Consider the following 26,399-nt stretch of genomic DNA (forward strand, 5'->3'; position numbering starts at 1 on the left):
ATAATTAAGTAATAAGAAATAATTTTTTAAAAGTCAACATCAAAATAATAGATAGTTTATAATATCTTCTTTTAAGATAGAACATAAACTAATATCTCTTAATTCTTTGTTTCTAATTTTTTGATAAGCCAGATAATTACTTATATTAACATATTGTTTTTAGTTTATTAATCTTTTTTCTTTATTTATAAGAAAACATGGAGTATTAATGTTAAAAAATTTAAATATTTCAGACTATGATGTTGAACTATGGAAAGCAATTGAACAAGAAATATTACGTCAAGAAAATCATATAGAGCTTATTGCTTCTGAAAACTATACAAGTAAATATGTAATGCAAGTACAAGGATCGCAATTAACTAATAAATATGCTGAAGGTTATCCAGGAAAACGTTATTATGGTGGTTGCCAATATATCGATATTATAGAAAAATTAGCTATTAATCGTGCTAAAAATTTATTCAATGCTGATTATGCTAATGTTCAACCACATTCTGGTTCTCAGGCTAATTTTGCTGTATATACAGCATTGTTAAAACCACAAGATACAATTCTTGGAATGAATTTAAATCAAGGTGGTCATTTAACTCATGGTGCATCTGTCAATTTATCTGGTAAGTTGTATAAAGTAATCCAGTATGGAATAAATAAAAAAGGAGAAATAGATTATGAATCACTTAATATATTAGCAAAACAGCATAAACCAAAAATGATTATTGGAGGTTTTTCTTCTTATTCTGGTTTATGTGATTGGGCTAAAATGCGAGAAATTGCTGATAGTGTTAATGCTTATTTACTTGTAGACATGGCACATGTTGCTGGATTAGTTGCTGTTGGTATATATCCAGATCCTCTCCCATATGCACATGTTGTTACTTCAACTACCCATAAAACTTTAGCTGGTCCACGTGGTGGACTTATTTTATCTAAAAATGGTAATCAATCTTTATATGATAAATTAGATGCTTCTGTTTTTCCTGGTAATCAAGGAGGTCCTTTAATGCATATTATAGCAGCCAAAGCCGTTGCATTTAAAGAAGCGATGGAACCTTCTTTTAAAAATTATCAGAATCAAATAATTAAAAATTCAAAAGTTATGGTACTTATCTTTAAAAAAAGAGGTTATAAGATTGTGTCTAATAGTACTTTTAATCATATGTTTTTATTAGATTTAACAAATAAAAATTTGACAGGTAAACAAGCTGATTTTGTTTTAAGTAAAGCTAATATTACCGTTAATAAAAATAGTATTCCTAATGATTCGAAAGGACCATCTATTACATCTGGTATTCGCATTGGCACTCCAGCTATAACACGTCGTGGTTTTAGAGAAAAAGATATATCCAATGTAGCTATGTGGATAGCTGATTTATTAGATGATGTTGATAATCAAAAACTTATATCAAAAACAAAACAAAAAGTTTTAGAGCTTTGTAGTCTTTATCCTGTTTATTCGAATTAAAATAATTATAAAACAAAATTATATATTTATAATATTGTTATTAAAAATACAACTTATTAAGTTTTATTATATTTAATTGAATTTTATTAGATATATGAATATATTATTGTAGTAGTAATAGCTAAAATAATAATTTTAAAACTTTATTGTTTATTTAATCTTTTGATTTTTTAAGATTATAGTTAATTATAAAAAACTAAACCAAATAAAAATTAATAATTTTTATTTCCTTATAAAAATTAATTATTTTATTATTTTTAGATCAACGATACAGTATTCTGTATAATATTTTAGTATCATTACGAATATCACAATATTTTTTCATAATACATGTAAAATTTATTTGCAATTTTTATTTTTTATATTAATTTATGTTTGATTAATATGTTTATCTCATGCTTTTCATTAGTCTCTTATATAACTCAATTATTATTTCTTCACACCTTTTCTGGTTAAAATGTATTTCTCTGACTAATCTAAATTATACCTATTAAATATTCATGATACTATACTAAGAATGTTGGTAATGTTTGTATCGATACTTCTTTATTACAAGGAGAGTTTATTATGTTTGATAGAAAAATTCACAATGATAGTATAGAAAAAGTGGCAATAGAAAGGACAACAAGTAATTTTATATACGACTCTATTTCTTGGAGTGCAGTTTTTACAGGTGTGATCTTTACTTTAATGTTACATGTTTTATTAAGTACATTAGGAGCTGCAATTGGTGCTACATCAATTAATCTATCAGAACATCATTTAACATACTTAGGTAGTGGTGCTTTGATTTGGATTTCTTTGACAATGCTAATTTCTGTATCAATAGGAAGTTATATTGCTGGAAGTCTAGCAAGATGCAAGGGATCAATACATGGATTATTAGTATTTAGCTTAAGCACATTAATTACTTTATGGTTGGCTTTTTCCTTTACTGGAAGTATTTTTACTAACATTCTAAATGTTGCTAATGCTAGTTTTAAAGATGTAGCAAATAATATTCATAGTAAAGTATTACCTCTAATTAACAAAGAAAATGAAAGAATAGTAAACAAATTTAATTATAACACGAACAATTCTTTAGATGACAAACAGAAAAATTTAAAACAAATCCTACATCAGGAGCAAGATTATAACATCACACCTAGTAGGTTTATTAATATGAGTGATTATTATAAAATTTATCACATTATTTTAGTAAATTGGTTACATCAACAAAGTCACAACAATAGCAACAGTCATATACAGAAAGATTTTACAAAAATATCTAAACTTAGTAATACAGAATTTAATAATAATATAAACAATAATGAGAAAAATTGTGAACAAGAAATAAAAGAAACAACACAAGACCAATATAATTCTAGAATGAGTATAATTGAACAACAAACTATTCAAGTAACTTCAAAAGCTAGTTGGTTTACTTTTACCATTTTAATAGTTGAAGGATTATTAGCAGGTGTATTAGGAATGTTAGGTTATAAAAATCAGTTTAAAAAATTATAAAATTTTTTTAAAATAAAGAAAGGCGGCACTTGTGTGTCGCCTTTCTTTATCCATTATTATTAATTATTTTTATTTAAAACTAATAATAATGACTTTAAGATATAAGGATTAGCTGCAATAATGTTTTCCGAATTTATACAATATTCTTTTCCATTAAAATCAGTTATTAAACCACCTGATTCTCTTATTAATAACTCACTAGCAGAAAAATTCCAAGGTCTTAATCCTATATGAAAGTAACCATCTAAACGCCCTGCTGCTACATATGCCATATCTAATCCTATTGAACCAGTGCGACGAAAATCTATATTTTCATGATCAAATATTTTAATAATTTTATTTATATATTTTTTAAAAATATCCCTTTTCCCAAACAAACAACTAACAGACAACAATATTCCCTTTAAATTAACTGTATTATTACAACGTAAACGATAACCATTAAGTTGAGCACCTTGACCACGTACAGCACTAAATAACTCATTGAGTATAGGAGCATATACTACAGATACTTCAATGCGATCTTTAATAATCAAAGTTATTGAAATCGAAAAATTAGGTAAGCCTTTAATAAAATTATGCATACAATCTAATGGCTCAACAATCCATAGTATATCTTGATTATTAATAATTATATGATTACCAATTTCGGTATAAATGGTATGTTGAGGATATGCTTTATGAATTACTTCAATAATAGAACTTTCTACTTTTAATTTAATAGCTTGTATAACATTTAGGTTGTTTATTTCGTTAATTTTAATAGATCTTATAATTTCATAATTTTTAATAATTATATTTCCAGCTTTTCGGACTGCACGTATGGCAATATTCAGCATTGGATGCATTATTATTTCTCGTTAGATATAAAACTAAAAAAGTAGAAAATTTAATCAAAATAAGTATAATCTTAAAACTATATTATAATATTTCTTCATAAATTATCATTTTCTTCTTTTTAATTTAAATTGATTTTAGCTATCCTTAATTAATATAAATTGAATTATAACATTAGATAACAATAAACTCGTTTCTTATTGTAATAATCTATCATAATAAACTTATTAACATCATAGAAATTAATTATCAATTTGAAAACATAATGGAATTAATAAATATTGATAATTATTTTATAAAAAAACTAGAAACAATAATTAATTTTACGGAATTATTATATACAACATCTTCTATCATAATACATAATACTTAAAATTTATGATTAAGATATATTATTTATAATGACAAATAATTTTTACAAATATCAAACCTTAATGTAAACATCAAATTTTAATTATATATGTTCCTATGTAAAATAAATACATAATTAATTTCTTTGTTAATTATTATTTCTTTTATTTAGTTGATAATGAATGAATTTATTTTTTATCAAGTTAACGGAATAATCATAAAATGAAATTGCCTATTTATCTAGATTATGCTTCAACAACTCCAGTTGATCAAAGAGTAGCTGATAAAATGATGGAATTTTTAACAACAAATGGAATTTTTGGTAATGCTGCTGCTAAATCTCATCGTTTTGGTTGGAAAGCAGAAGAAGCAATAAATATTTCTCGTAATCAAATAGCAAAAGTAATTAATGCTGATCCACGTGAAATCATTTTTACTTCTGGTGCTACCGAATCGAACAATTTGGCTATTAAAGGAACTGCTCAATTTTTTAAATCAAAAGGTAAACATATCATTACGAGTAATATCGAACATAAATCAGTTCTAAATACCTGCAATTACTTAGAAAAAAAGGGATTCAAAATCACTTACCTTAAATGCTCAAGTACAGGTATGATATCTATTGATGAATTACAATCTGTATTAAATAATGATACAATTTTAGTGTCTATTATGCATGTTAATAACGAAATTGGTATTATTCAAGATATCGCCAATATAGGAGAATTATGTAACAAACATAATATTATTTTTCATGTAGATGCAGCACAAAGCATTTGTAAAATACCAATTGATCTTCAACTATTAAAAGTAGATTTAATGTCTTTTTCAGCTCATAAGACGTATGGTCCAAAAGGTATTGGTGCATTATATATACGTAGGAATTTACATGCTCAAATTGAAGTTCAAATCCATGGAGGGGGACAAGAAAGAGGTATTCGTTCGGGAACTTTACCTGTACATCAAATTGTTGGCATGGCTGAAGCTTATAATCTTACAAATAAAATAATCAAAACAGAAGCAATGAATACAAAAATTTTAAGAGATAGATTATGGCAAGGAATCAGTGCATTAGATAATGTATCAGTTAATGGTGATTTAAAATATAGTACACCAAACATACTTAATGTAAGTTTCGGTGATATAGATGGAGAATCTTTGATTTTAGCATTAAAAGACCTAGCTGTTTCGTCTGGTTCTGCTTGTATTTCAGCTAATTTTCAAGCTTCTTATGTACTTCGTGCTTTAGGTTTAACAGAAGAATTAGCCTATAATTCTATCCGTTTTTCTATAGGAAAATTTACTACTCTAGATGAAATAGATTATGCTGTTGCATTGATAAAAAAATCTGTAGATTGTTTACGTACTAACCCTTTATTTTAACAATACTAAATAGTTTATTAGATGATTAATTTATTGAAGTTTATACATACCCATTACCTACATTAATGTAATTGAAATTAAAAATAAGCTAAATTAAAATTATTTATCTTGTATTAAGATTAATAAAGATATTTTAATTTTGTTTATTCACTTATTCACTATTAGTTAGGTTATTTGATTAAATGATACGTAAGAATTTAAAATAAAAACAATTATTATAAAATATCTATTTTTGATTAATAATATCATTATGATACTTTACTAAAGTATTTTAGTATAAGATAATTATAAGGTATAAATATTTTAAATAAGCAGATAATTATATGAAGGTTGAACGAACTCTATCTATTATCAAACCAAATGCAGTTGCTAAAAATGTAATTGGTGAAATTTTCAATAAATTTGAAGTATCTGGATTTAAAATTATTGGCATCAAAATGATGCGTTTAAACAAAAAGCAAACTGAAAATTTTTATCATCAACACCAGGATAAGTTTTTCTTCATAGATCTAATTCTTTTTATGATTTCAGGTCCTATAGTTGTTTCTGTATTAGAACGTAAAAACGCCGTTAGATACTATAGAGAATTAATGGGAGCTACAGATCCAAAGAAAGCAATAAAAGGTACATTACGTGCTGAATATGGTGATGATTACACTGCAAATGCACTGCATGGTTCTGATTCCATAAAATCGGCTATATTTGAAATTGATTATTTTTTTAGAAGTGATGAACTATCTTAGTATAAGAAACATATATAGATTTATTTTTTAGATAATATTTCTAGATAAGATTAAGTTTTTAGTATTAATTTTATAAAAAAAGATAAAACACTAATCATTATGAGGTTTAATTAGATTTTATGTCTGATAAAATGGTGACATTTGCACCGTTTGCATGTTGTAACAATTCTTATATAAGAAATCAAAAAGTTAATTTATTAGAATTAAATCGAAAAAAAATGAGAGAATTTTTCATTTCATTAGGATCAAAAGCATTTCATGCAGATCAAGTCATGAAATGGATTTACCATCATTATTGTGATGATTTTCAAAATATGACAAATATTAATAAATCACTTCGTTTAAAATTAATGAAATTTGCTGTAATTATTGCACCTAAAGTAGCTAAAGAAGTCAGATCTTGTGATGGTACTATAAAATGGTCCCTGAATGTTGGAAATCAGTTTATAGAAACTGTTTATATTCCATATAAAAATCGAGCTACTTTATGTATTTCATCCCAAGTAGGTTGTGCATTAGGATGTAAGTTCTGTTACACTGCTCAACAAGGTTTTAGTCGTAACTTAAGTATATCTGAAATTATTGGCCAAATTTGGTGTGTATCAAATATTATACATAGTAGATTGATTCGTGATATGCATCCAATTACCAATGTAGTAATGATGGGTATGGGAGAACCGTTATTAAATTTAAATAATGTCGTGCAATCAATAAACATCATGCTAGATAGTTGTGGTTTCGGTATATCTAAGCGTCGTATCACTCTGTCGACTTCTGGTATAGTACCAGCTTTAGACAAATTAGGTGAAATGGTTGATATATCTCTTGCAGTATCCTTACATGCTCCAAATGATAATCTTCGTGATAAAATTTTACCTATAAATAAAAAATATAACATTAAAATGCTTTTAGAATCAATCAAACGTTATTTAACTAAGTCTAAAGCTAAAAGAGGAATAGTTACAATTGAATATGTTCTACTAAGTCATGTAAATGATCATATTCATCATGCATATGAACTAGCAAAATTACTTAGAGATTTACCTTGTAAGATTAATCTCATTCCTTGGAATGAATTTCCAGGTTCACTTTATCATTGCAGTTCTAATAATCGTATCTTTAGATTTTCAAAAATTTTAACAGAACTTGGATTTAATAATACTATTCGTAAAAATCGTGGTGGGGATATCAATGCAGCTTGTGGTCAATTAAGTGTAAGTGGTGGAGTTAAAAGTAATGTGCATAAATGAACAGTAATCTAGTAATAATGTTTTTATGTTCTTTATAATTATGTTAGCTGTAGTTATATATATTTATTTTAAATAAAAAACTAAAAATAATTATACATTTATAACCTTAAAAAAATTTAATACCACTAGTTAGTACATATTCAAATAAGATTTTTTATTAAATTTATTAATAATTAAATAAATATATGGTATATTTTTTAAAATATTTCAATAGTATTGTTCTTTTATTACATAGTTTAGTAATTTAAAGACAAAATTATTTTCAAAAATATATAACCAAAATATTTTACTTAATTTTTATGGGGATATTGCTATCTATTTCATAATGAAATGATTGTGGAGAAATATATGAATAGCGAGCAGCCTATCATTCGTCGCAAATCAAAACGTATTTATGTTGGTAAGGTACCAATTGGAGATCAAGCGCCAATAAGTGTTCAATCAATGACTAATACTTGTACCACCGATATTAATAAAACAATTAGTCAAATTGAATCTCTTGAAAAAGTAGGAGCAGATATTGTTAGAGTTTCAATACCAAATATAGATTCTGCAGAATCATTTAAACTAATAAAACAAAAAACAAATATACCATTAATAGCAGATATTCATTTTGATTACCGTATTGCATTAAAAGTTGCTGAATATGGTGCGGATTGTTTACGTATTAATCCAGGTAATATTGGTAATGAAAATAGAATTCGTATGGTTGTTGATTGTGCGAGATACAATAACATTCCAATTCGTATTGGTGTTAATTCAGGATCTCTAGAAAAAGATTTAAGGAAAAAATATGTTAAACCAACAGCTGAAGCATTAGTAGAATCAGCTATGCGTCATGTGGATTATTTAGATCGTTTTAATTTTGATCAATTTAAAGTTAGTGTGAAAGCTTCAAATGTTTCAATTGCAATTAAATCCTATCGTTTACTTTCGAAAAAAATTGATCAACCATTGCATATAGGTATAACTGAAGCAGGAAGTATACGTAATGGTACTGTTAAATCTGCTATTGGTATAGGGATACTTCTTTCTGAAGGTATTGGTGATACTGTACGTGTTTCATTAGCAGCAAATCCTATAGAAGAAATTAAAGTTGGTTTTGATATTCTTAATTCTCTGAATATTCGTTCACGTGGTATTAATTTTATTGCTTGTCCTACATGTTCACGTCAGGAATTTGATGTTATAGGTACTGTAAAAGAGTTAGAAAAACGTCTTGATGACATATCAACACCTATAGATGTTTCTATTATTGGTTGTATAGTCAATGGTCCTGGAGAAGCTGTTATCGCAACCATAGGTTTAACTGGAGGAAATAAAAAAAGTACTTTTTATGAAGATGGTTTACGTCATAAAGATAAGATTGATAATGATGATCTTATTAATCAATTAGAAAAACGTATTCGTAATAAAATCTTAAAGATTAATAAAAATGTTTAGATAACTATTTAAATTAGTTAATATACCAAGGAATTTTCAATGTGATCAGAAATATTCGATCAGTTAGAGGAATGAAAGATTATCTTCCTAACAGTACAGTTATATGGCAACAAATCGAAATTATATTAAAAAATATTTTAAGAAATTATGGTTATAAAGAAATTCGTTTACCAATTATAGAAAAAATTTCATTATACGAAAGAGCAATTGGTAATGTTACTGACTTAGTTGAAAAAGAAATGTATACTTTTATTGACCGTAACGGGGATAGTCTTACATTACGTCCGGAAGGAACTGCAGGATGTATTCGTTCGGGAATAGAACATGGCTTTCTTTATCATCAAGAACAAAGATTATGGTATATGGGACCAATGTTCCGTCATGAACGTCCACAGAAAGGCCGTTATCGCCAATTTAATCAAATGGGAATAGAAGTGTTCGGTTTAACCGGACCAAATATAGATGTTGAACTTATTATGATGAATATTAGGTGGTGGAAAGCGTTAGGAATTGAAAATCATGTTAGATTGGAAATTAATTCTCTAGGATCAATTGAGGCATGTAGTAATTATCGTAATGTATTAATTAAATTTTTAGAAAAAAATGAGCATTTGTTAGATGAACAATGTAAGCATCGTATGTATACTAATCCTATGAGAATATTAGACAGTAAGAATCCTAAAGTTAAAGAATTGATGCAAAATGCTCCAAAAATTATTGATTATCTTGACAATGATTCTAATATACATTTTGAAAAATTTTGCAAGTTACTTAATGAACTAGATGTAAAATATGATATCAATCCTTATTTAGTCCGTGGACTTGATTACTATAATCGTACTGTAATTGAATGGATTGCTGATTCTCTCGGTGCTCAAAGTACCATTTGTGGAGGTGGTCGTTATGATAATTTAGTTATGCAATTAGCTGGTTATCATACACCAGCTATAGGTTTTGCTTTAGGAATAGAACGTTTAATTTCTTTAGTAGAATCAGTTAATCCAGTTTTTAAGACAACAAATTATGCTAGTATTGATGTTTATATAATAAACAATAATTTACATAATCATATAGCAGCTATAATCTTAGCTGAATCAATACGTGATGCAATGCCTGAATTAATATTTGTAACAGATTTTAGAGGAGGTAGTTTAAAAAAACAAACGATACGTGCTGTAAAATTGAATGCATCTTTAATATTAATATTAGATGAATATCTAGCTAATTCTAACCGAGCTGTAATTAAAGATTTAAGAACTGGAACACAGCAAATAATAGATAGGATAGATATTGTAAATACATTGTATCTTTTATTGAAGTAACATTGTTAAATTAAATAATAAATAAAAAATACTATTTTTTAAGAAAAAACATAATGGGTTAAGTAATCATGCATAGCAATGAAACTAAAACATTAAACATAATAAAAGAATTTATCTATAAAAAGAAAAAAATATTAATGATTAGTATAATATTTTTCATTTCCATGTGTATGTTTATAATAAGTGGTTGGTTGTTTGTCTATCAAAAATCTAATGAAAATGTTATTACAACTAAAGATTTATTAGAACAATATCAAAGGATAATAAGCTCACTACAAGTTAACCAATCTAAAAATTTTTTATCTGAGCTTTCTTTGAAAGAGATTGATAATTTTATATATAATAATAAAAACGTTTATGGTTCTATGGTAGGTATGATACTAGCTAAGCACTATATAATACATAATAAATTTGATAAAGCTATTTTATCATTAAAAACAATATTAAAATTTACTAAAGATATTAATTTGCAATCATTAATAAATTTACGTTTAGCACGTATTCAAATTGAACAAAATAAATTTGATGAAGCATTAAAAACACTTGATTGTATTAAAGATGATAGCTGGTCAGTTGTTGCTTCTGATCTTCGTGGAGAAATATTATTTAGTAAAGGCAATAAAGATCTTGCTAAAAAAGAATGGAATAAAATATCTAACAGTAATATATCTCCCATATATAATCAAATAATACAGATGAAAATCAATAAATAACACCATCAATATAAGAGAATTTTTATGATATTAAAAAATTATTTATTACCTATATTGGTTCTAGTTTTGATAGGTGGTTGTTCTTCATTTGATTTCCAAAAAGATGGAGTTCATTTAGCATCATTACCAAAAAAAGTTGAAAAAAATTTAGTACCAAGGAAGATTTGGAGTAAAAGAATTGGACAGGGAAATAACTATTTTTATTCTAATTTACATCCTACTTTTAAAGGAAACACAGTCTATGCTGCTGATAGATTTGGTATTGTAAAAGCATTAAATTTATCTAATGGTAAAGACAGATGGATTATTGATCTTTCTGAAAACAATGAGGAATATAACGGAAATACAGCATTATTATCTGGTGGCATTACAGTATATGGTAATAATTTGTATATTGGTAGCGAACATGGCAAACTGTATTCTCTGAGGACCAAAGATGGATCATTAGTATGGACAACGCAAGTAATAGGTGAAATATTATCATCTCCAGTTGTTAAAGATAATTTGATATTTGTTCATACAAGCAATGGTTTTTTACAAGGTATAAATAGAAATAATGGTAAAGTTCAATGGAGTTTTGAATTAGGTACTTACCCTATTTCTACTAGAGATGTTTCTACTCCAACATTTATGTTTGACAGTTTAATAATAGGCGATGGTAAGGGCAGAGTTAATGCTATATCAATAAAAAATAATCAGATGATATGGAAACAAAATATTTCAAGTATAAATAGTTTTTTGTTATCTGAAAACCTAAAAGATGTTAATGTTACTCCAATTATTTTTGAAGGAGTTGTTTATATAGCGTCTTATAATGGTAGTTTAACTGCTCTAAATTTTAATTCGGGAACAATATTATGGCAAAAAAATATTGGAATCGTAAAAAAATTAATTGTCAGTAAACATAAATTATATATAGTAGATGGAGATGATAATTTATTATCTTTAAATACTGATAAAGGTAATATTATTTGGAAACAAAATCATTTGATAAATCATCAATTAACTACTCCTGTGATATACAACAACTATTTAGTTGTGGGTGATATAAAAGGTTATTTACATTGGATAGATACAAATAATGGAAAATATATTATACAACAAAAATTAAGTAATTCAGGTTTTCAAAGTAAACCAATTATTTCTCATAATACTATAATAATTCAATCTAAAAATGGTTATGTTTATGCTGTTACTGTTTAATTTAGTTAATAGTATTATAATTGATAATGTATATTTAATTTTATTATATTAGGATATATTTATGGAACCAATTATTGCGTTAATTGGTCATTTTAATGTAGGTAAATCAACATTATTCAATAGATTAACAAAAACCGCAGATTCGTTAGTATCCAATATACCTGGAGTCACTCGTGATAGAAAATATGGTTATGCAAAACTATCTGGATTAACATTTATTGTAATTGATACAGCTGGTTTTGAGGACGTAACAATTGGTGTTGAACAAGGTATGATTTCTCAATCTTTAATAGCGATCGAAGAAGCTGATATAGTATTATTTGTTGTTGACAGCACTGTTGGCATAATAGTTGCCGATCAAAAAATCGCAAAATATTTACATAAATACAAAAAGATGGTTTTCGTTGTAGTAAACAAAATTAATAGGTTAGATGGCGATTTGAACATTACTAATTTTCGTGCTTTAGGTTTTGAAAATATCAATGCTATAGACGCTGTTAGTGGATATGGTATAATAGACCTTTTTAAAAAAATAACACTATATTGGCAAGATTATATTAAAAATAATGTAAGTAAAATAAATACATTATTAGATACACAGATATTAACTTTTAAAGAAAATAATCATTTAAAGAAACATAAATTACCTACATCACTTGATTTGCCTATTAGACTAGCAATAGTAGGTCGCCCAAATGTTGGAAAATCTACTTTGATTAACTGTATATTAGGTAAGAATCGTGTAATAGTTCATGATACACCAGGCACTACACGCGATAGTGTTTATATATCTATAAAATATCTTGATCAAAATTATATCATAATTGATACAGCTGGTGTACGTAAACGTAATAACGTTAATCACATAATAGAAAAATATTCTATTAATAAGACATTACAAGCAATTGATGATTCTAATGTAGTGCTTTTAATAATTAATGCACATGAAGAAATTTCTCATCAAGATTATTATTTACTAAATTTTATAAATAGTAAAGGTAAATCATTAGTTATTGTAATCAATAAATGTGACAATTTATCATGGAAAGTTCGTGAAGAAATTGAACATAAAATAAAATTGCGTTTAGGTTTTATAAATTTTGCACGTATTCATTTTATTTCAGCTTTGTATAGTATAGGTATAAACGACCTATTCAAATCAGTTAATGAAGCTTATATTTGTTCTAGAAAACATGTTAATTCCTCTCTTATAACTAAAATTATGAATTTAGCTACTAAAAATCATAAACCTCCTTTAATCAATGGTAATCCTATTAAAATGAAATACGCACATATCGGCAGTCATAACCCACTTACTATAATAATTCACGGTAATAGATTAAAATTTTTACCAAAAACTTACAAACGTTATTTAGTAGCATTTTTTAGTAAATCAATGAATATTATTGGTTCTTTGATTCGTATTCAATTAAAAGAAACTAAAAACCCCTATAAATAGTTTTAACTTACTAAAATATTAAACAATTAAAATATAAATGTGATTAATAAATTCATTATCTAAATGATAAAATTACGTATAATAAATACTGTGATTTATTTAAATTTTTATGAAAATTAATTAATAATAATTGATATTTTTAAATAAAACACTAGAAGAAATGAATTATATTCTGTAGAATCTCGATGCAATATTTTATCTGTTTAAATTAATTAGAGATGGAGTATTGCTATGTTTAATAAAATAATCAAAAAAGCACTAACTTTTGACGATGTATTACTTATTCCTGCTTATTCTACAGTTTTACCTAACAAGGTAGATTTAAGAACTCAGCTAACGAAGAATATTGGCTTAAATATTCCTATGATTTCTGCTGCTATGGATACTATTACTGAATCATCCTTAGCAATTGCTTTAGCACAGGAAGGAGGTTTAGGTTTTATTCATAAAAACATGTCTATTGAACGTCAAATAAATGAAGTACGTAAAGTAAAACAGTATGAAACAGGTATTATCATGAATCCACGTACTGTTCTACCAGATACTAAATTATCTGAAGTTCAATATATCACTAAAATCAACGGATTTGCTGGATATCCAGTAGTTGATAAGCAAAATAAATTAGTAGGTATTATTACTAATCGCGATGTTAGATTTGTAACTGATTTAAGTCAACCAGTCTCTGCAGTTATGACACAAAAAAGTAGATTGATAACAGTAACAGAAGGTGAATCTCGAGAATTGGTTCTACAAAAAATGCATGAAAAACGTGTAGAGAAAATATTAGTTATAGATGATAATTTTTACTTGTTAGGCATGATAACTGCAAAAGACTTTCAGAAAGCTGAAAGAAAACCTAATGCATGTAAAGATAGTCAAGGTCGTTTACGAGTTGGAGCTGCAGTAGGTATTGGTGAAGATAATGAAGATCGTACAGATGCATTAGTGTCTATTGGTGTCGATGTTTTATTGGTAGATTCCTCTCATGGACATTCTATACACGTGTTAAAATGTGTTAGTAAAATACGTGCAAAATATCCTGATCTAGAAATAATATCTGGAAATGTAGTAACTGCTGCTGGTGCATTATCATTAGTGGAATCAGGAGTTAATGCAGTTAAAGTTGGAATTGGCCCTGGTTCAATCTGTACTACTAGAATCGTTACTGGTGTAGGAGTACCACAAATTACTGCTATTTTTGATGTTGCTTCAGTATTGAATAGGATGGATATTCCATTAATTGCTGATGGTGGCATTAGATTTTCAGGTGATATTGCAAAGTCAATTGCTGCAGGTGCTTCTTGTGTAATGGTTGGATCTATGTTGGCTGGCGTTGAAGAATCTCCAGGTGATATTGAATTATATCAGGGTAGATCCTTTAAGTCATATAGAGGTATGGGTTCTTTAGGCGCTATGTTAAAAGGATCATCTGATCGTTATTTTCAATCTAATGAAAAATTAGTTCCAGAAGGTATTGAAGGACGAGTGCCATATAAAGGTAATTTAAAAGAAATAGTTCATCAACAGATGGGAGGTTTACGTTCTTGTATGGGATTAACGGGTTGTTTAAATATTAATGAGCTACGTAACAAAGCTAATTTTGTTCAAGTTAGTGAGGCAGGAATGAAAGAAAGTCATGTTCATGATGTAACTATTACTAAAGAATCTCCTAATTATAGCATGAAATCATAAGCTGAATTTTATAACAACTAATTTTTTAAAAGAATAATTTACAATGACGATAAAAAATATATATAAATATCGTATTTTAATACTGGATTTTGGTTCTCAATATACCAAATTAATTGCAAGAAGAGTACGTGATATAGGAGTTTATTGTAATATTTATCCATATAATGTTAGTGAAAATAAGATTAAAAAATTTAATCCCAATGGCATTATACTATCTGGTGGTCCTAGTAGTACTTTTCAATCCAATAGCCCTCGTGCACCTGATTGTATTTTTAATATGCAAGTACCAATAATAGGTATATGCTATGGTATGCAAACTATGATTTTACAATTAGGTGGAGAAGTTGTACCAGCTACAAAACGTGAATTTGGTAATGCTAAAATTGAAATAATAAATTCAATAGCTCTATTGAAAAATATAAAATACGATGTAAATTCATATGACAAATCTACATTAAATGTGTGGATGAGTCATGGAGATCAAGTAAATTCTATACCTGATGACTTTATCATAGTAGCTAAAACTCACAGTTGTCCTTTTGCTATAGTAGTGAATGAGAAAAAGCATTTTTACGGATTACAATTTCATCCAGAAGTTACACATACTGATCAAGGTATTAATATTTTAAAAAATTTTGTTATCAATATATGTTTATGTAAACCTTCTTGGGTAGCAAAACACATTATTCAACATTTAATTAAAAAATTACGTAAAAAAATTGGTCTTGAAAAAGTAATTTTAGGTTTATCAGGGGGTCTTGATTCTTCTGTTGTAGCTATGCTGTTACATTTCGCTATTGGTAGTCAGCTAACTTGTATATTTATTAATAATGGGTTATTACGTTTAAATGAAACAGAAGAAGTTATAAATACATTTAAGACCAATTTTAATTTAAATATTATATATGTTTCAGCTGAAGAAAGATTCTTAAATGCATTGATAGGTATTGAAGATCCCGAAAAAAAACGTAAAATTATTGGTTCTATTTTTATAGAAATTTTTAATGAGGAAGCTAATAAATTAAATAATGTTAAATGGTTAGCTCAAGGAACTATTTATTCAGATGTGATTGAATCTACAACCCCTTCATTGACCAGTAAAATAAATGTGATAAAATCACACCATAATGTAGGAGGGTTACCTAACAAAATGAGTTTGTCTCTTATTGAACCAATCAAAAAATTATTTAAAGATGAAGTTCAAAAAATTGGTATAGAATTAGGTATGCCTCATAAAATGCTATATCGTCATCCATTTCCAGGACCAGGATTAGGTATACGAATCTTGGGTGAAATAAAAAAAGAATATTGTGATATAGTACGTAAAGCTGATTTTATCTTTATAGAAGAATTACGAAGACATAAACTCTATGATAAATTAAGTCAAGCGTTTGTTGTTTTTTTACCTATTCGTTCAGTCGGTGTGATGGGTGATAATCGTAAATATGATTGGGTTATTTCATTACGTGCAGTTGAAACTATTGATTTTATGACTGCAAGTTGGGCATGTTTACCTTATGATGTACTTGCTTCTGTTTCTAATCGTATCATTAACGAAGTTCATGGTATTTCTCGTGTTGTTTATGATATAAGTAGTAAACCACCTGCTACTATTGAATGGGAATAATAAAATTAAACTAAAATATTTTTTATAATTATCAATTTACTTAACGTGTTCTAGATTTTTAATGTAATTATACACAGTTAATTGTGATCTTATTTTATTCCGACACTTGACATAAGAATTACTTAATGCTTTATCAATAATACGTGCTTTTACTGTATCGTTTAGTTGAATGGCAAGTATTTTTGAAATACGTTTTTTTATATCTGGATTAAGAATAGCTACAGCAACTTCAATACGATAATCAATATTACGTGTCATCCAGTCCGCAGAAGATAAAAATATTTTCTTATTACCTTTATTTTCAAAAATATAAACTCGGTCATGTTCTAAATATCTGTCAACAATGCTAATAATACGAATGTTATCACTAATTCCAGGTAAATTTGGAATTAGTGAGCACATACTTCTTACTAATAAATTTACTTTTACTCCAAAACTAGATGCTGTGTATAGTTTATTAATAAGACCTTTATCTACTAGATTATTTAATTTTAAAACAATAGATGCTGGTAATTTCTTTTTAGCATTAGCAATTTCATTATCAATTAATTTATAAAGTTCACGGCGAGAATTTTGTGGAGATACAATTAAATATTGAAATGTCACTGGAAGATATGGATTTTTAATAAAATTAAATACAAGATGTATTTCATTAGTAATTCTTATATCAGAAGTTAATAGGGAATAATCTGTATAAATACGTGCAGTTTTCTCATTAAAATTACCTGTTCCTATATGTCCATAAAGAACTACTGCATTATTTTCTAGACGTGAAATCAAAAAAAGTTTGGCATGAATTTTTAAACCTGGTGTAGAAAAAATCACATGCACACCGGCTTCAGTAAGACGTTTAGACCAATAAATATTTGCTTCTTCATCAAAACGAGCTTGCAATTCAACAACTACTGTAACCTTTTTACCATTATAAGCAGCATGAATCATTGCATCTATTATTCTAGAATGTTTTGCAACTCGGTAAATATTTATTTTTATTGCTAAAACATTAGGATCAAAAGAAGCTTGTTGTAATAATTCTAATATATGTTCAAAAGTGTAATAAGGATAATATAAAAGTATATCGTTATATCGAATTGCATCAAAATAATTACGAAAACCATTAAAACCAATATGACGAATTGGAGGTAAGTAATGATTAATAAGTTTATTTTTTCCAATATCAGGAAATTTAATAAAATCTTTAAAGTTATGATAACGACCACTGGGTATTACTGAATCTAGACTTGTAATAGAAAGTTTACGGCATAAAAGGTTTACTATACTAATAGGCATATCGTATTGATATACTAAACGTACTGGTTCTGAAGTTAAACGCTGTTTTAGACTAGATGACATCAATTCTAGTAAACTTGATTTTATTTCTGATGCTAAATTATATTTAGCATCACGAGTTATTTTCATCGAATAAGCATTTAATAAATCATAATCGTAAAAACTTTTAAAAATATCGTCTAAACAATATCTTAAAATATTATCTAATATAATAATAAGCTTACGTCTATATGGTGGTTCATCAGGAATTTGAATAAAACGGGATAATTTATCTGAAGGAATTTTTAATAATGCATGAAAATTATTTTTTTTATAAATTATTTCAACTACCAAATAAGTATGATCATCTTTCAGAAATTTGGTTAAATCAGTATCTGTAGTAATAATAATAGGAGTTATATGTTGTCTTAATTTGTTTTTAAAAAATTGACGAAGCCAAATTTGCTGAGTATTAGATAATTGCATTTCATCAATTAAAAATATCTGATTACGTGCTAATTCAATTATTAAATTATTATATATAGCATTAAAATTTTGATCAGATTTTATAACTTGTTTTTGAATTTTTTTAAAAAGATAGTATAGTGGTGTAATTGATGATTTTCTTTCTTCATCTATTAAGATATGTCTTTTTAAATCTGCAAAACGAACTCTATAAAATTCATCTAAGTTGTTTGAATAAATACCTAAAAACCGTATTCTTTCTATTAATGGATTTCTTTTATCTTTTGCTTCCTGTAAGACACGCTCATTAAAAGATAACCAACTAAGTTCTTTATCAATATAAAGCATTACTACATAACCTATATTCATTTTATCGGTTACAATTTTAAACCCTATCACTGAATTTAATTATTAAATTTCAATCATTTTTAATTTTTAATTAAATTATCAATGTTACCTGTATAGCCTTGCGGAGGTAATGTTTTGCCATCTAACCAAACTTTCTCTTCTTTCATGATCAATCTTGTTTCTATATACCACTTAATTGCAATTGGATATATGATATACTCTTGACTTTTAACACGTTCTTTTAAAGAAAATTTATCATCTGTAGATAAAACAGGAACTCTACTTTGTATAATAATTGGACCACTATCTAATTTATCAGTAACAAAATGTACTGAAGATCCGTGTTCTAATTCACCGTTTTCTAAAACTCTACAATGCGTGTTTAGACCAGGATATTTAGGTAATAAAGAAGGATGAATATTCATTATTCTACCTTTATAATAATTTACAAAAAAACTACCTAAAATACGCATATATCCTGCTAATACAATTAAATCAGGTTTATATTTATCAACTTCTTTAGTTAGCATAAAATCAAATGTTTCAAAATTTATAAATCTATTTACATCAATTATATTAATTGGTATTCCTGATTTTTTAGCATAGGTCAGACCATAAGCACAAGATATATTACTAAATACAGAAGCTATTCTAGCATTAATTATGCTATTCTGACAAGCATCAAGAATAACTTTAAGATTACTTCCTACACCAGAGATAAATGTAACTATTTTTTTCATTTTATAAATATTACGCGTTCTTTAGAATTAGATTTTTTAATTGTACCAATTATCCATGACTTTTCATTAATTTTTTTCATAAATGAAATTATTTCGTTTGCTTCTATTTGATTAGCTATCACTATTATACCGACACCACAATTAAATATATGATACATTTCACGTTTTTTTATATTACCTTGTTTTTGTATCCATTGAAATATAGGAGGCCATGTCCAAGTGCTATCAATAATTACAGCTTGAGTGTTATTTGGTAATATTCTAGGGATATTTTCTACAAAACCACCTCCAGTTATATGTACAATGCCTTTAATATCAAATTTTTCTGTTAATTTTAATATATTTTTTACATATATACGGGTCGGTTCAATTAGATAATCTATTAAAGGTTTTTCATTAAGTTTACTAATTAAAGGATTAATTTGATTTGTTTCAAGGATTTTATGTATCAAAGAGTAACCATTAGAATGTGGTCCACTTGAGCTTAGGGCTATTAGCATATCATTTTCTTGAATTTTTTTTCCATCAATAATTTTAGATTTTTCAACTACACCAATACAAAAACCAGCCATATCATAATCTTGATTTGTATAGATTCCAGGAATTTCCGCAGTTTCACCGCCTATTAACGCACAATCTGAAATTGTACAGCCTTTAACAATGCTATTTATTACTGAAGTAGCAATTTCCACATCTAATTTACTCGTTGAATAATAGTCCAAAAAAAATAAAGGTTTTGCACCACAAACTATTATATCATTGACACACATAGCGACTAAATCTATACCAATATTTTCATAATTCTTCGTGTAATTAGCTAAACGTAATTTAGTGCCTACACCGTCGGTAGTTGCAACCAATACTGGTTCGGTATAATTTTTTGGTAATTCACATAAGGAATTAAAACCGCCTATTTGACTTATTATTTCAGGCATATTTGTTTTTTTTACTATTTTTTTTATTCGTTGAATTAACGTACTACTATTTTCAATGTTAACACCAGCATCTTGATATGTTATAGATAATTTATTTATCAATGTTTTGCCTCAAGTTATTAATTAGCAATATAAAATAACATCATTTGTTCATAGAATAAAAAATTTAATATTGTAATATAATTTTCTATTAAATACATACAACTTATATTTTGCTTATTAATAGTAAAGTTTTGTTATTTAAATAGATAATAAACAGAAAAGAAAGTAGTATTATAGTACAGTTTAATATAAATTTTCCTTAGGAACAATTAATGAAAATTGTTGAAGTAAATCATCCTTTAATTAAACACAAATTAGGTTTAATGCGTATTCATGATATCAATACTAAACGTTTTCGTGAATTAGCATCTGAAATAGGTAGTTTACTTGCTTATGAAGCTACATCAGACATAAAGACTGAAAAAGTTATTATAAAAGGTTGGAACAGTTTAGTACAAGTTGAAAAAATTAACCATAAAAAAATTACAATAGTTCCTATTTTACGAGCTGGACTTGGTATGATAGAAGGTATACTACAATATTTGCCTAGTGCTCGTATTAGTATAGTTGGTATGTATCGTGATCAAAAAACCTTAGCTCCAATACCGTACTTTCAGAAGTTAGCATCGAATATTGAAGAAAGCATGGCAATAGTAGTAGATCCTTTATTAGCTACTGGAGGATCAATGATTGCAACTATTAATCTTTTAAAAAAAGCTGGTTGTAAAAACATTAAAGTTTTAGCCCTTATAGTCGCACCAGAAGGTATTAGTGAATTAGGAAAAATACATAAAGATATTGAATTATATACAGCATCAGTTGATAAAAAATTAAACGACAAAGGTTACATTATTCCAGGTCTTGGAGATGCAGGAGATAAAATGTTTGGAACGCAATAACATAATCAATGAAGTGAAATGATTGTTAAATCATAATGTTTATTATTTACTTAAATACTTAATATAAGTATCTTTATTATTAATTGCTACAAAACTTGTTTTCTTAATTATTTTATTCGAGAATAAAAATAGCATTAAAATTTATTTATTCCTAATAAAATTAGGCATATTCGTTCAAATAAACTATCCTTTTAAACAATGAATTTTCATATGCACTTAAAAGTATCATATTAATTATATTATAATATTAAAACTTGATAAGTATACGGTAATTATTTATAGTATAAAACTAATGAAAAATTTTATTATATTAATTTTATAATTTATATTTAATTTAATCTTTATAAATTAACTAATATTTAGTATAATAGTGATTGCTCCACTTATCATCTTATAAAATATATATTTCAGTTTATTATTTTTATATAAAAATAATTTATGTAAAAAATATGGTTTTAATTAAAATTATCCTTTATATTATAATTGATAACTAGCCAAATAAACAAATTATGTATTTTTAATTACGTAAAATTTTGTTATTTTATTAACCAGCAAAGTTAGATTAATTTTATTTATAATTATTTATAATTATTAAGGAAAATGCATAATGTTTGCGGGAAGCATCGTTGCCCTTATTACTCCAATGGATATTAAAGGTAAAGTCTGTCGTTCTAGTTTAAAAAATTTAATTAACTACCATATTAATAGTGGAACTTCAGCTATTGTTTCTGTTGGAACTACCGGTGAATCTGCAACATTAAGTCATGAAGAACATGGGGATGTAGTGATGCAAACTTTAGAGCTTGCAGATGGGAATATTGCAGTAATTGCAGGTACTGGTTCAAATGATACAGCAGAAGCTATTTCCCTTACTAATCGTTTTGAGCACTCTGGAGTCATAGGATGTCTAACTGTAACACCATATTATAATAAACCTACACAAGAAGGACTATATCAACATTTTAAAGCAATTGCTAATAGTACTAACTTACCGCAAATATTATATAATGTTCCAGCTCGCACTGGTTGTGATATGCTTCCCGAAACTATAGCTCGTTTATCAAAAATTAAAAATATTATTGGTATTAAAGAAGCAACTGGAGATTTATCACGAATTAATCAGATAGCTTCTTTAGTTGAAAAAGATTTCATTTTGATCAGTGGTGATGACATTACTGCATTAGATTTTATGAAATTAGGAGGTACGGGCATCATTTCAGTCACAGCAAATATAGCTGCAAAAGAAATGGTTCAAATATGTACTTTAGCAAATAGAAAAGAATTTACTAAAGCTTATAAATTAAATCAAAGTTTGATTTTTTTACATAAGGCTCTTTTCTGTGAATCAAATCCTATTGCAGTAAAATGGGCTGCTAAGAAACTTGGTTTGATTAAGTACGATACACTACGTTTACCAATGACTTCATTAACAATTGAAAATCAATTAAAAGTAGAGAAAGCGTTAATGAAATCGGGTTTACAATAATAATAATTAGAAATTTTAATAATTAGGAATTTTGAATGAATTACTTATTAAAGAATTCGAATTGCATTTTAATAGCAAAATGTTTTATTATTATATTGGTTTTATCATCATGTTCTTACAATCAATTTGATCAATATTATTTAAAAACTGACAAGTTATCTACATTAAAATCTCCTCAAGTTGTAGTTTTACCTGTTAATAAAGATGTTTCTTATATACAAAATTTTAACAATACATTCAATAACAACCAAGATAGAAATAGACCTAGTTATTTGTATCCGCCAATGCAGCCATTGCAACCAACTAATGGCTTAAAAATTAATGTGCATGGAAATAAGGGTTTATTGTTTATCAATCATAAAAAAACTGTATTTATTTGTTCAAAAATTATTGATTTAGTGAAACATTATAATTTCCCTATTATATCAATTAATGAAAAATTGTGTAATATTACAACGGATTTGATAAAATTGCCTGTATTTTATGATAATAGAACATATAGTGGCAAATATCATTTTAGTTTACATATGCATAATTCTCAATTATTATTAGATATAACTTTAATAGAATTAAAGAAAGGTGGAGATATTATTTCATCACCTATACATACTACGTATTATACTACACAGATGCTTAATAATTTTATCACATATTTAACACATCAAGATAAACACTATACAAAAGTTAATAAAACGCAAATTATTGATGAACACAAATTGATTATGTTAAAAATTGATAATATTTTAGATACGATGTGGCATCGGTTAGGAAATATTATAAAATTTATAGAAGCAAAAATAAATTATTGTGAACAAATCAAAAGTAGTTTTAATAAAGTTTATAAAAAAATACATGATTCATTTTGGAAACCAGTTGTCTAAAACAACCTTTCATTCACATGATTATTAGTGCATACTATTGACAAGAAATTATTAGAATAGAAATAAGTTGTTTTAGAGGTAGTACATTTTTAGAACTGATCTACGCAAATATTCTTTTATTCTTATGAAGAAGAAAAGTATATTACTACATTATTAATAATGCAGTAATAAGCTGTTTTATATGGATATTAAAATGCAAAAACAATCTGAATTGTATCGTGGAAAATCAAAAACTGTATATCATACAGAAAAAAAAGATTATCTGATAATTAAATTTAGAGATGAAATATCAGCAAACAATGGCATTAAAGTTAAACAATTAAGTCGTAAAGGAACATTAAACAATAAAATTAATTATTTTATTATGACTAAATTACAAGAAAATGGTATACCAACTCACATAGAGGAATTAATATCAAAAAATGAAGTGTTGGTTAAAAATTTAAAGATGATACCTGTTGAATTCGTCTTAAGGAATCTTGCTGAAGGTTCTTTAGTAAAACGTCTAAATATACAAAAAGGTACTATCTTGAATCCTCCAATATTTGAGCTTTTTTTAAAAAATGATGTTCAGTGTGATCCAATGATTAATGAGTCTTACTGTGAGACTTTTGGTTGGATTAACAAAAATACTTTAATTGATATACATATGATTACCTTAAAAATTAACAAAGTTTTAAGCAAATTATTTAGTGATATTGGCATTATATTAGTTGATTTTAAGTTAGAATTTGGGATGATAGATAATCAAATAGTATTAGGAGATGAATTTTCTCCAGATACCGCACGTTTATGGAATAAAGAAAACATGGAAAAAATGGATAAAGATTTATTTAGGGAAGATTCTGGAGAAATAATTCAGGCATATGAATCAGTTGGATATCGTTTAGGTATAGAATTTAATTAATACAAAAAATAGATTCAACATTCATCTATAATCTTAAGCAATTAACTGTTCCATTATAAATTGATACATCTTACTTAAGATTTGTAAATCAGATATTCTGACAAATTCGTTAATTTTATGGATTGTATGATTTACTGAACCCAATTCAACTATTTGTGCTCCTGTACAGGCAATGAAACGTCCATCTGAAGTTCCACCTGTTGTCAAAAGTTTAGGTTTTATTTTATTATAATGTAGAACTGTATTTATAACAGTATCAATTAATCTTCCATTTGCAGTTAAGAAAGGTTTAGCAGCAAGTTCCCATTCAATAGAGTAGTCTAATTGACTACTTGATAGAAGTAATTCAATACGTTTCCTAATTGTTGAATAACTTGACTCGGTACTAAAACGAATATTAAACTTAATAATAAAATCTCCAGGAATAATATTATTACTACCATCACCTGCTTTAACATTGGTAATTTGCATAATAGTTGGAGGGAAAAAGTCATTTCCTTTATCCCAAACCATATTAATTAATTTATTTAATATTTTCACTCCACTATGTATAGGATTGTTTGCTAAATTAGGATAGGCAACATGTCCTTGTATACCATGAATTATTAAACTAGCATTCATTGACCCTCGACGCCCATTTTTTACTACATCTCCTATTATTTCATCACTTGTAGGTTCACCTATTAAACAATAATCCAATCGTTCATTTCTTGCAATTAATCTCTCAATCACTTTTACCGTACCATTACTTGCAGTAGCTTCTTCATCTGAAGTTATAAGAAAGGCCAAACAACCCTTATGGTTTGGATATATTTTCACAAAACGTTCAGCTGCCACTACCATTGCAGCCAATGCACCTTTCATATCTGCAGTACCACGACCAAATAACATATCTCTATAAATAAACGGTTCAAAAGGAAAATGATGCCAACTATTCAGATCACCAGGTGGTACTACATCTGTATGACCAGCAAATACTAATTTTTCTCCACCACGACGTGTTGCCCAAAAATTTTTGGTATCATTAATATCAATACGTTCTATACAAAAACCGATTGATTCCAGACGAGCAATTATCAAATCTTGACATCCAGCGTCATGAGGACTAATGGAAGGACATCGAATAAGTTGTTTTGTAAGTTCAACAATTGGACATAACATTAGTTATTGCTCCTTTGTGTTTTTTCATTTTAATAGTAAAATTACTAGTAATAAGGTAAAATGATATGCATTTAATAACAAGTAATTTTATTCTGATCGAACATTAAGTAATATAATTATATTACTTTACATAGATTTATTTATTTAAGATAATATTTAACTTGAATTTTTATTAAGGATGATTTATTTGTTTCTATGTTTGTACTAGAGATAATACATTATAACAGAATGGATATTATAAATATAAAATTTAGTAAAAATAAATAATAATTATT

The 26,399-nt window shown here is 26.7% G+C and carries 21 protein-coding genes; 16 read left to right on the forward strand and 5 right to left on the reverse strand.

Features of this window, described 5'->3' with window-relative positions:
• Positions 1-208 precede the first annotated feature (208 nt).
• Together glyA and CRV10_RS00310 are read left to right on the forward strand one after the other, a co-directional pair.
• The gene (glyA, locus tag CRV10_RS00305) at positions 209-1,462 is read left to right on the forward strand and encodes a serine hydroxymethyltransferase (protein WP_136129836.1); all 1,254 of its coding nucleotides are present in this window, start codon (positions 209-211) and stop codon (positions 1,460-1,462) included.
• A 567-nt stretch (positions 1,463-2,029) separates the two neighbouring features.
• Positions 2,030-2,968 (forward strand): YrzE family protein, encoded by a 939-nt coding sequence (locus CRV10_RS00310; protein ID WP_136129837.1) that lies wholly within the window; start codon positions 2,030-2,032, stop codon positions 2,966-2,968.
• A 59-nt stretch (positions 2,969-3,027) separates the two neighbouring features.
• Here CRV10_RS00310 and CRV10_RS00315 read toward each other — a convergent pair whose 3' ends face one another.
• The gene (locus tag CRV10_RS00315; protein WP_136129838.1) at positions 3,028-3,816 is read right to left on the reverse strand and encodes an inositol monophosphatase family protein; all 789 of its coding nucleotides are present in this window, start codon (positions 3,814-3,816) and stop codon (positions 3,028-3,030) included.
• Positions 3,817-4,378: 562 nt separating this feature from the next.
• On the opposite strand from CRV10_RS00315, the gene CRV10_RS00320 reads away from it, so the two are divergent.
• The 10 genes from CRV10_RS00320 (at position 4,379) to guaA (ending at position 16,991) form a co-directional block, all read left to right on the forward strand.
• Positions 4,379-5,539, forward strand: coding sequence for an IscS subfamily cysteine desulfurase (locus CRV10_RS00320; RefSeq protein WP_136129839.1), 1,161 nt, complete (start codon positions 4,379-4,381; stop codon positions 5,537-5,539).
• Between the two features lie 323 nt (positions 5,540-5,862).
• A complete protein-coding gene (gene ndk / locus CRV10_RS00325) occupies positions 5,863-6,282 on the forward strand; it encodes a nucleoside-diphosphate kinase (protein ID WP_136129840.1) in 420 nt (139 codons plus the stop codon).
• Positions 6,283-6,401: 119 nt separating this feature from the next.
• Complete coding sequence (gene rlmN, locus CRV10_RS00330) at positions 6,402-7,532, forward strand: dual-specificity RNA methyltransferase RlmN (RefSeq protein ID WP_136129841.1); 1,131 nt, start codon at positions 6,402-6,404, stop codon at positions 7,530-7,532.
• A gap of 348 nt (positions 7,533-7,880) precedes the next feature.
• Positions 7,881-8,975: a flavodoxin-dependent (E)-4-hydroxy-3-methylbut-2-enyl-diphosphate synthase gene (gene ispG / locus CRV10_RS00335; protein WP_136129842.1), complete on the forward strand. Its 1,095-nt coding sequence runs from the start codon at positions 7,881-7,883 to the stop codon at positions 8,973-8,975.
• Between the two features lie 41 nt (positions 8,976-9,016).
• Positions 9,017-10,297 (forward strand): histidine--tRNA ligase, encoded by a 1,281-nt coding sequence (gene hisS / locus CRV10_RS00340; RefSeq protein ID WP_136129843.1) that lies wholly within the window; start codon positions 9,017-9,019, stop codon positions 10,295-10,297.
• 68 nt (positions 10,298-10,365) lie between these two features.
• The gene (locus CRV10_RS00345) at positions 10,366-11,010 is read left to right on the forward strand and encodes a YfgM family protein (protein ID WP_136129844.1); all 645 of its coding nucleotides are present in this window, start codon (positions 10,366-10,368) and stop codon (positions 11,008-11,010) included.
• 24 nt (positions 11,011-11,034) lie between these two features.
• Complete coding sequence (gene bamB, locus CRV10_RS00350; protein ID WP_136129845.1) at positions 11,035-12,213, forward strand: outer membrane protein assembly factor BamB; 1,179 nt, start codon at positions 11,035-11,037, stop codon at positions 12,211-12,213.
• A 61-nt stretch (positions 12,214-12,274) separates the two neighbouring features.
• Positions 12,275-13,672: a ribosome biogenesis GTPase Der gene (der, locus tag CRV10_RS00355; protein WP_136129846.1), complete on the forward strand. Its 1,398-nt coding sequence runs from the start codon at positions 12,275-12,277 to the stop codon at positions 13,670-13,672.
• Between the two features lie 231 nt (positions 13,673-13,903).
• A complete protein-coding gene (gene guaB, locus CRV10_RS00360; RefSeq protein ID WP_136129847.1) occupies positions 13,904-15,364 on the forward strand; it encodes an IMP dehydrogenase in 1,461 nt (486 codons plus the stop codon).
• Positions 15,365-15,407: 43 nt separating this feature from the next.
• Positions 15,408-16,991, forward strand: a complete 1,584-nt coding sequence (guaA, locus tag CRV10_RS00365) for a glutamine-hydrolyzing GMP synthase (protein WP_136129848.1) — start codon at positions 15,408-15,410, stop codon at positions 16,989-16,991.
• Between the two features lie 36 nt (positions 16,992-17,027).
• On the opposite strand, the gene ppk1 is transcribed toward guaA, so the two are convergent.
• From ppk1 to purM, 3 genes are read right to left on the reverse strand one after another with little or no spacing between them, the layout of a single operon-like run.
• Positions 17,028-19,094, reverse strand: coding sequence for a polyphosphate kinase 1 (gene ppk1, locus CRV10_RS00370; protein WP_136129849.1), 2,067 nt, complete (start codon positions 19,092-19,094; stop codon positions 17,028-17,030).
• A gap of 59 nt (positions 19,095-19,153) precedes the next feature.
• Positions 19,154-19,813: a phosphoribosylglycinamide formyltransferase gene (purN, locus tag CRV10_RS00375; protein ID WP_136129850.1), complete on the reverse strand. Its 660-nt coding sequence runs from the start codon at positions 19,811-19,813 to the stop codon at positions 19,154-19,156.
• Positions 19,810-20,850 (reverse strand): phosphoribosylformylglycinamidine cyclo-ligase, encoded by a 1,041-nt coding sequence (gene purM / locus CRV10_RS00380; RefSeq protein WP_136129851.1) that lies wholly within the window; start codon positions 20,848-20,850, stop codon positions 19,810-19,812. Before purM ends, purN begins: the two co-directional genes overlap by 4 nt.
• Positions 20,851-21,062: 212 nt before the next feature.
• Here purM and upp point away from each other — a divergent pair, with 212 nt between their 5' ends.
• The 4 genes from upp to purC all read left to right on the forward strand — a co-directional run bounded on the left by upp (position 21,063) and on the right by purC (position 24,963).
• Positions 21,063-21,689, forward strand: coding sequence for a uracil phosphoribosyltransferase (gene upp / locus CRV10_RS00385; RefSeq protein ID WP_136129852.1), 627 nt, complete (start codon positions 21,063-21,065; stop codon positions 21,687-21,689).
• Between the two features lie 607 nt (positions 21,690-22,296).
• Entirely contained in the window at positions 22,297-23,175 is an 879-nt protein-coding gene (gene dapA, locus CRV10_RS00390) for a 4-hydroxy-tetrahydrodipicolinate synthase (protein ID WP_136129853.1), read from the forward strand.
• Positions 23,176-23,210: 35 nt separating this feature from the next.
• Positions 23,211-24,056: an outer membrane protein assembly factor BamC gene (bamC, locus tag CRV10_RS00395; protein WP_136129854.1), complete on the forward strand. Its 846-nt coding sequence runs from the start codon at positions 23,211-23,213 to the stop codon at positions 24,054-24,056.
• Positions 24,057-24,249: 193 nt separating this feature from the next.
• Entirely contained in the window at positions 24,250-24,963 is a 714-nt protein-coding gene (gene purC, locus CRV10_RS00400) for a phosphoribosylaminoimidazolesuccinocarboxamide synthase (RefSeq protein ID WP_136129855.1), read from the forward strand.
• A 33-nt stretch (positions 24,964-24,996) separates the two neighbouring features.
• On the opposite strand, the gene dapE is transcribed toward purC, so the two are convergent.
• Positions 24,997-26,124, reverse strand: a complete 1,128-nt coding sequence (gene dapE / locus CRV10_RS00405; RefSeq protein ID WP_136129856.1) for a succinyl-diaminopimelate desuccinylase — start codon at positions 26,122-26,124, stop codon at positions 24,997-24,999.
• Positions 26,125-26,399 lie beyond the last annotated feature (275 nt).

The organism is Candidatus Pantoea edessiphila, assembly GCF_002933355.1.
GTDB lineage: Bacteria > Pseudomonadota > Gammaproteobacteria > Enterobacterales > Enterobacteriaceae > Pantoea_C > Pantoea_C edessiphila.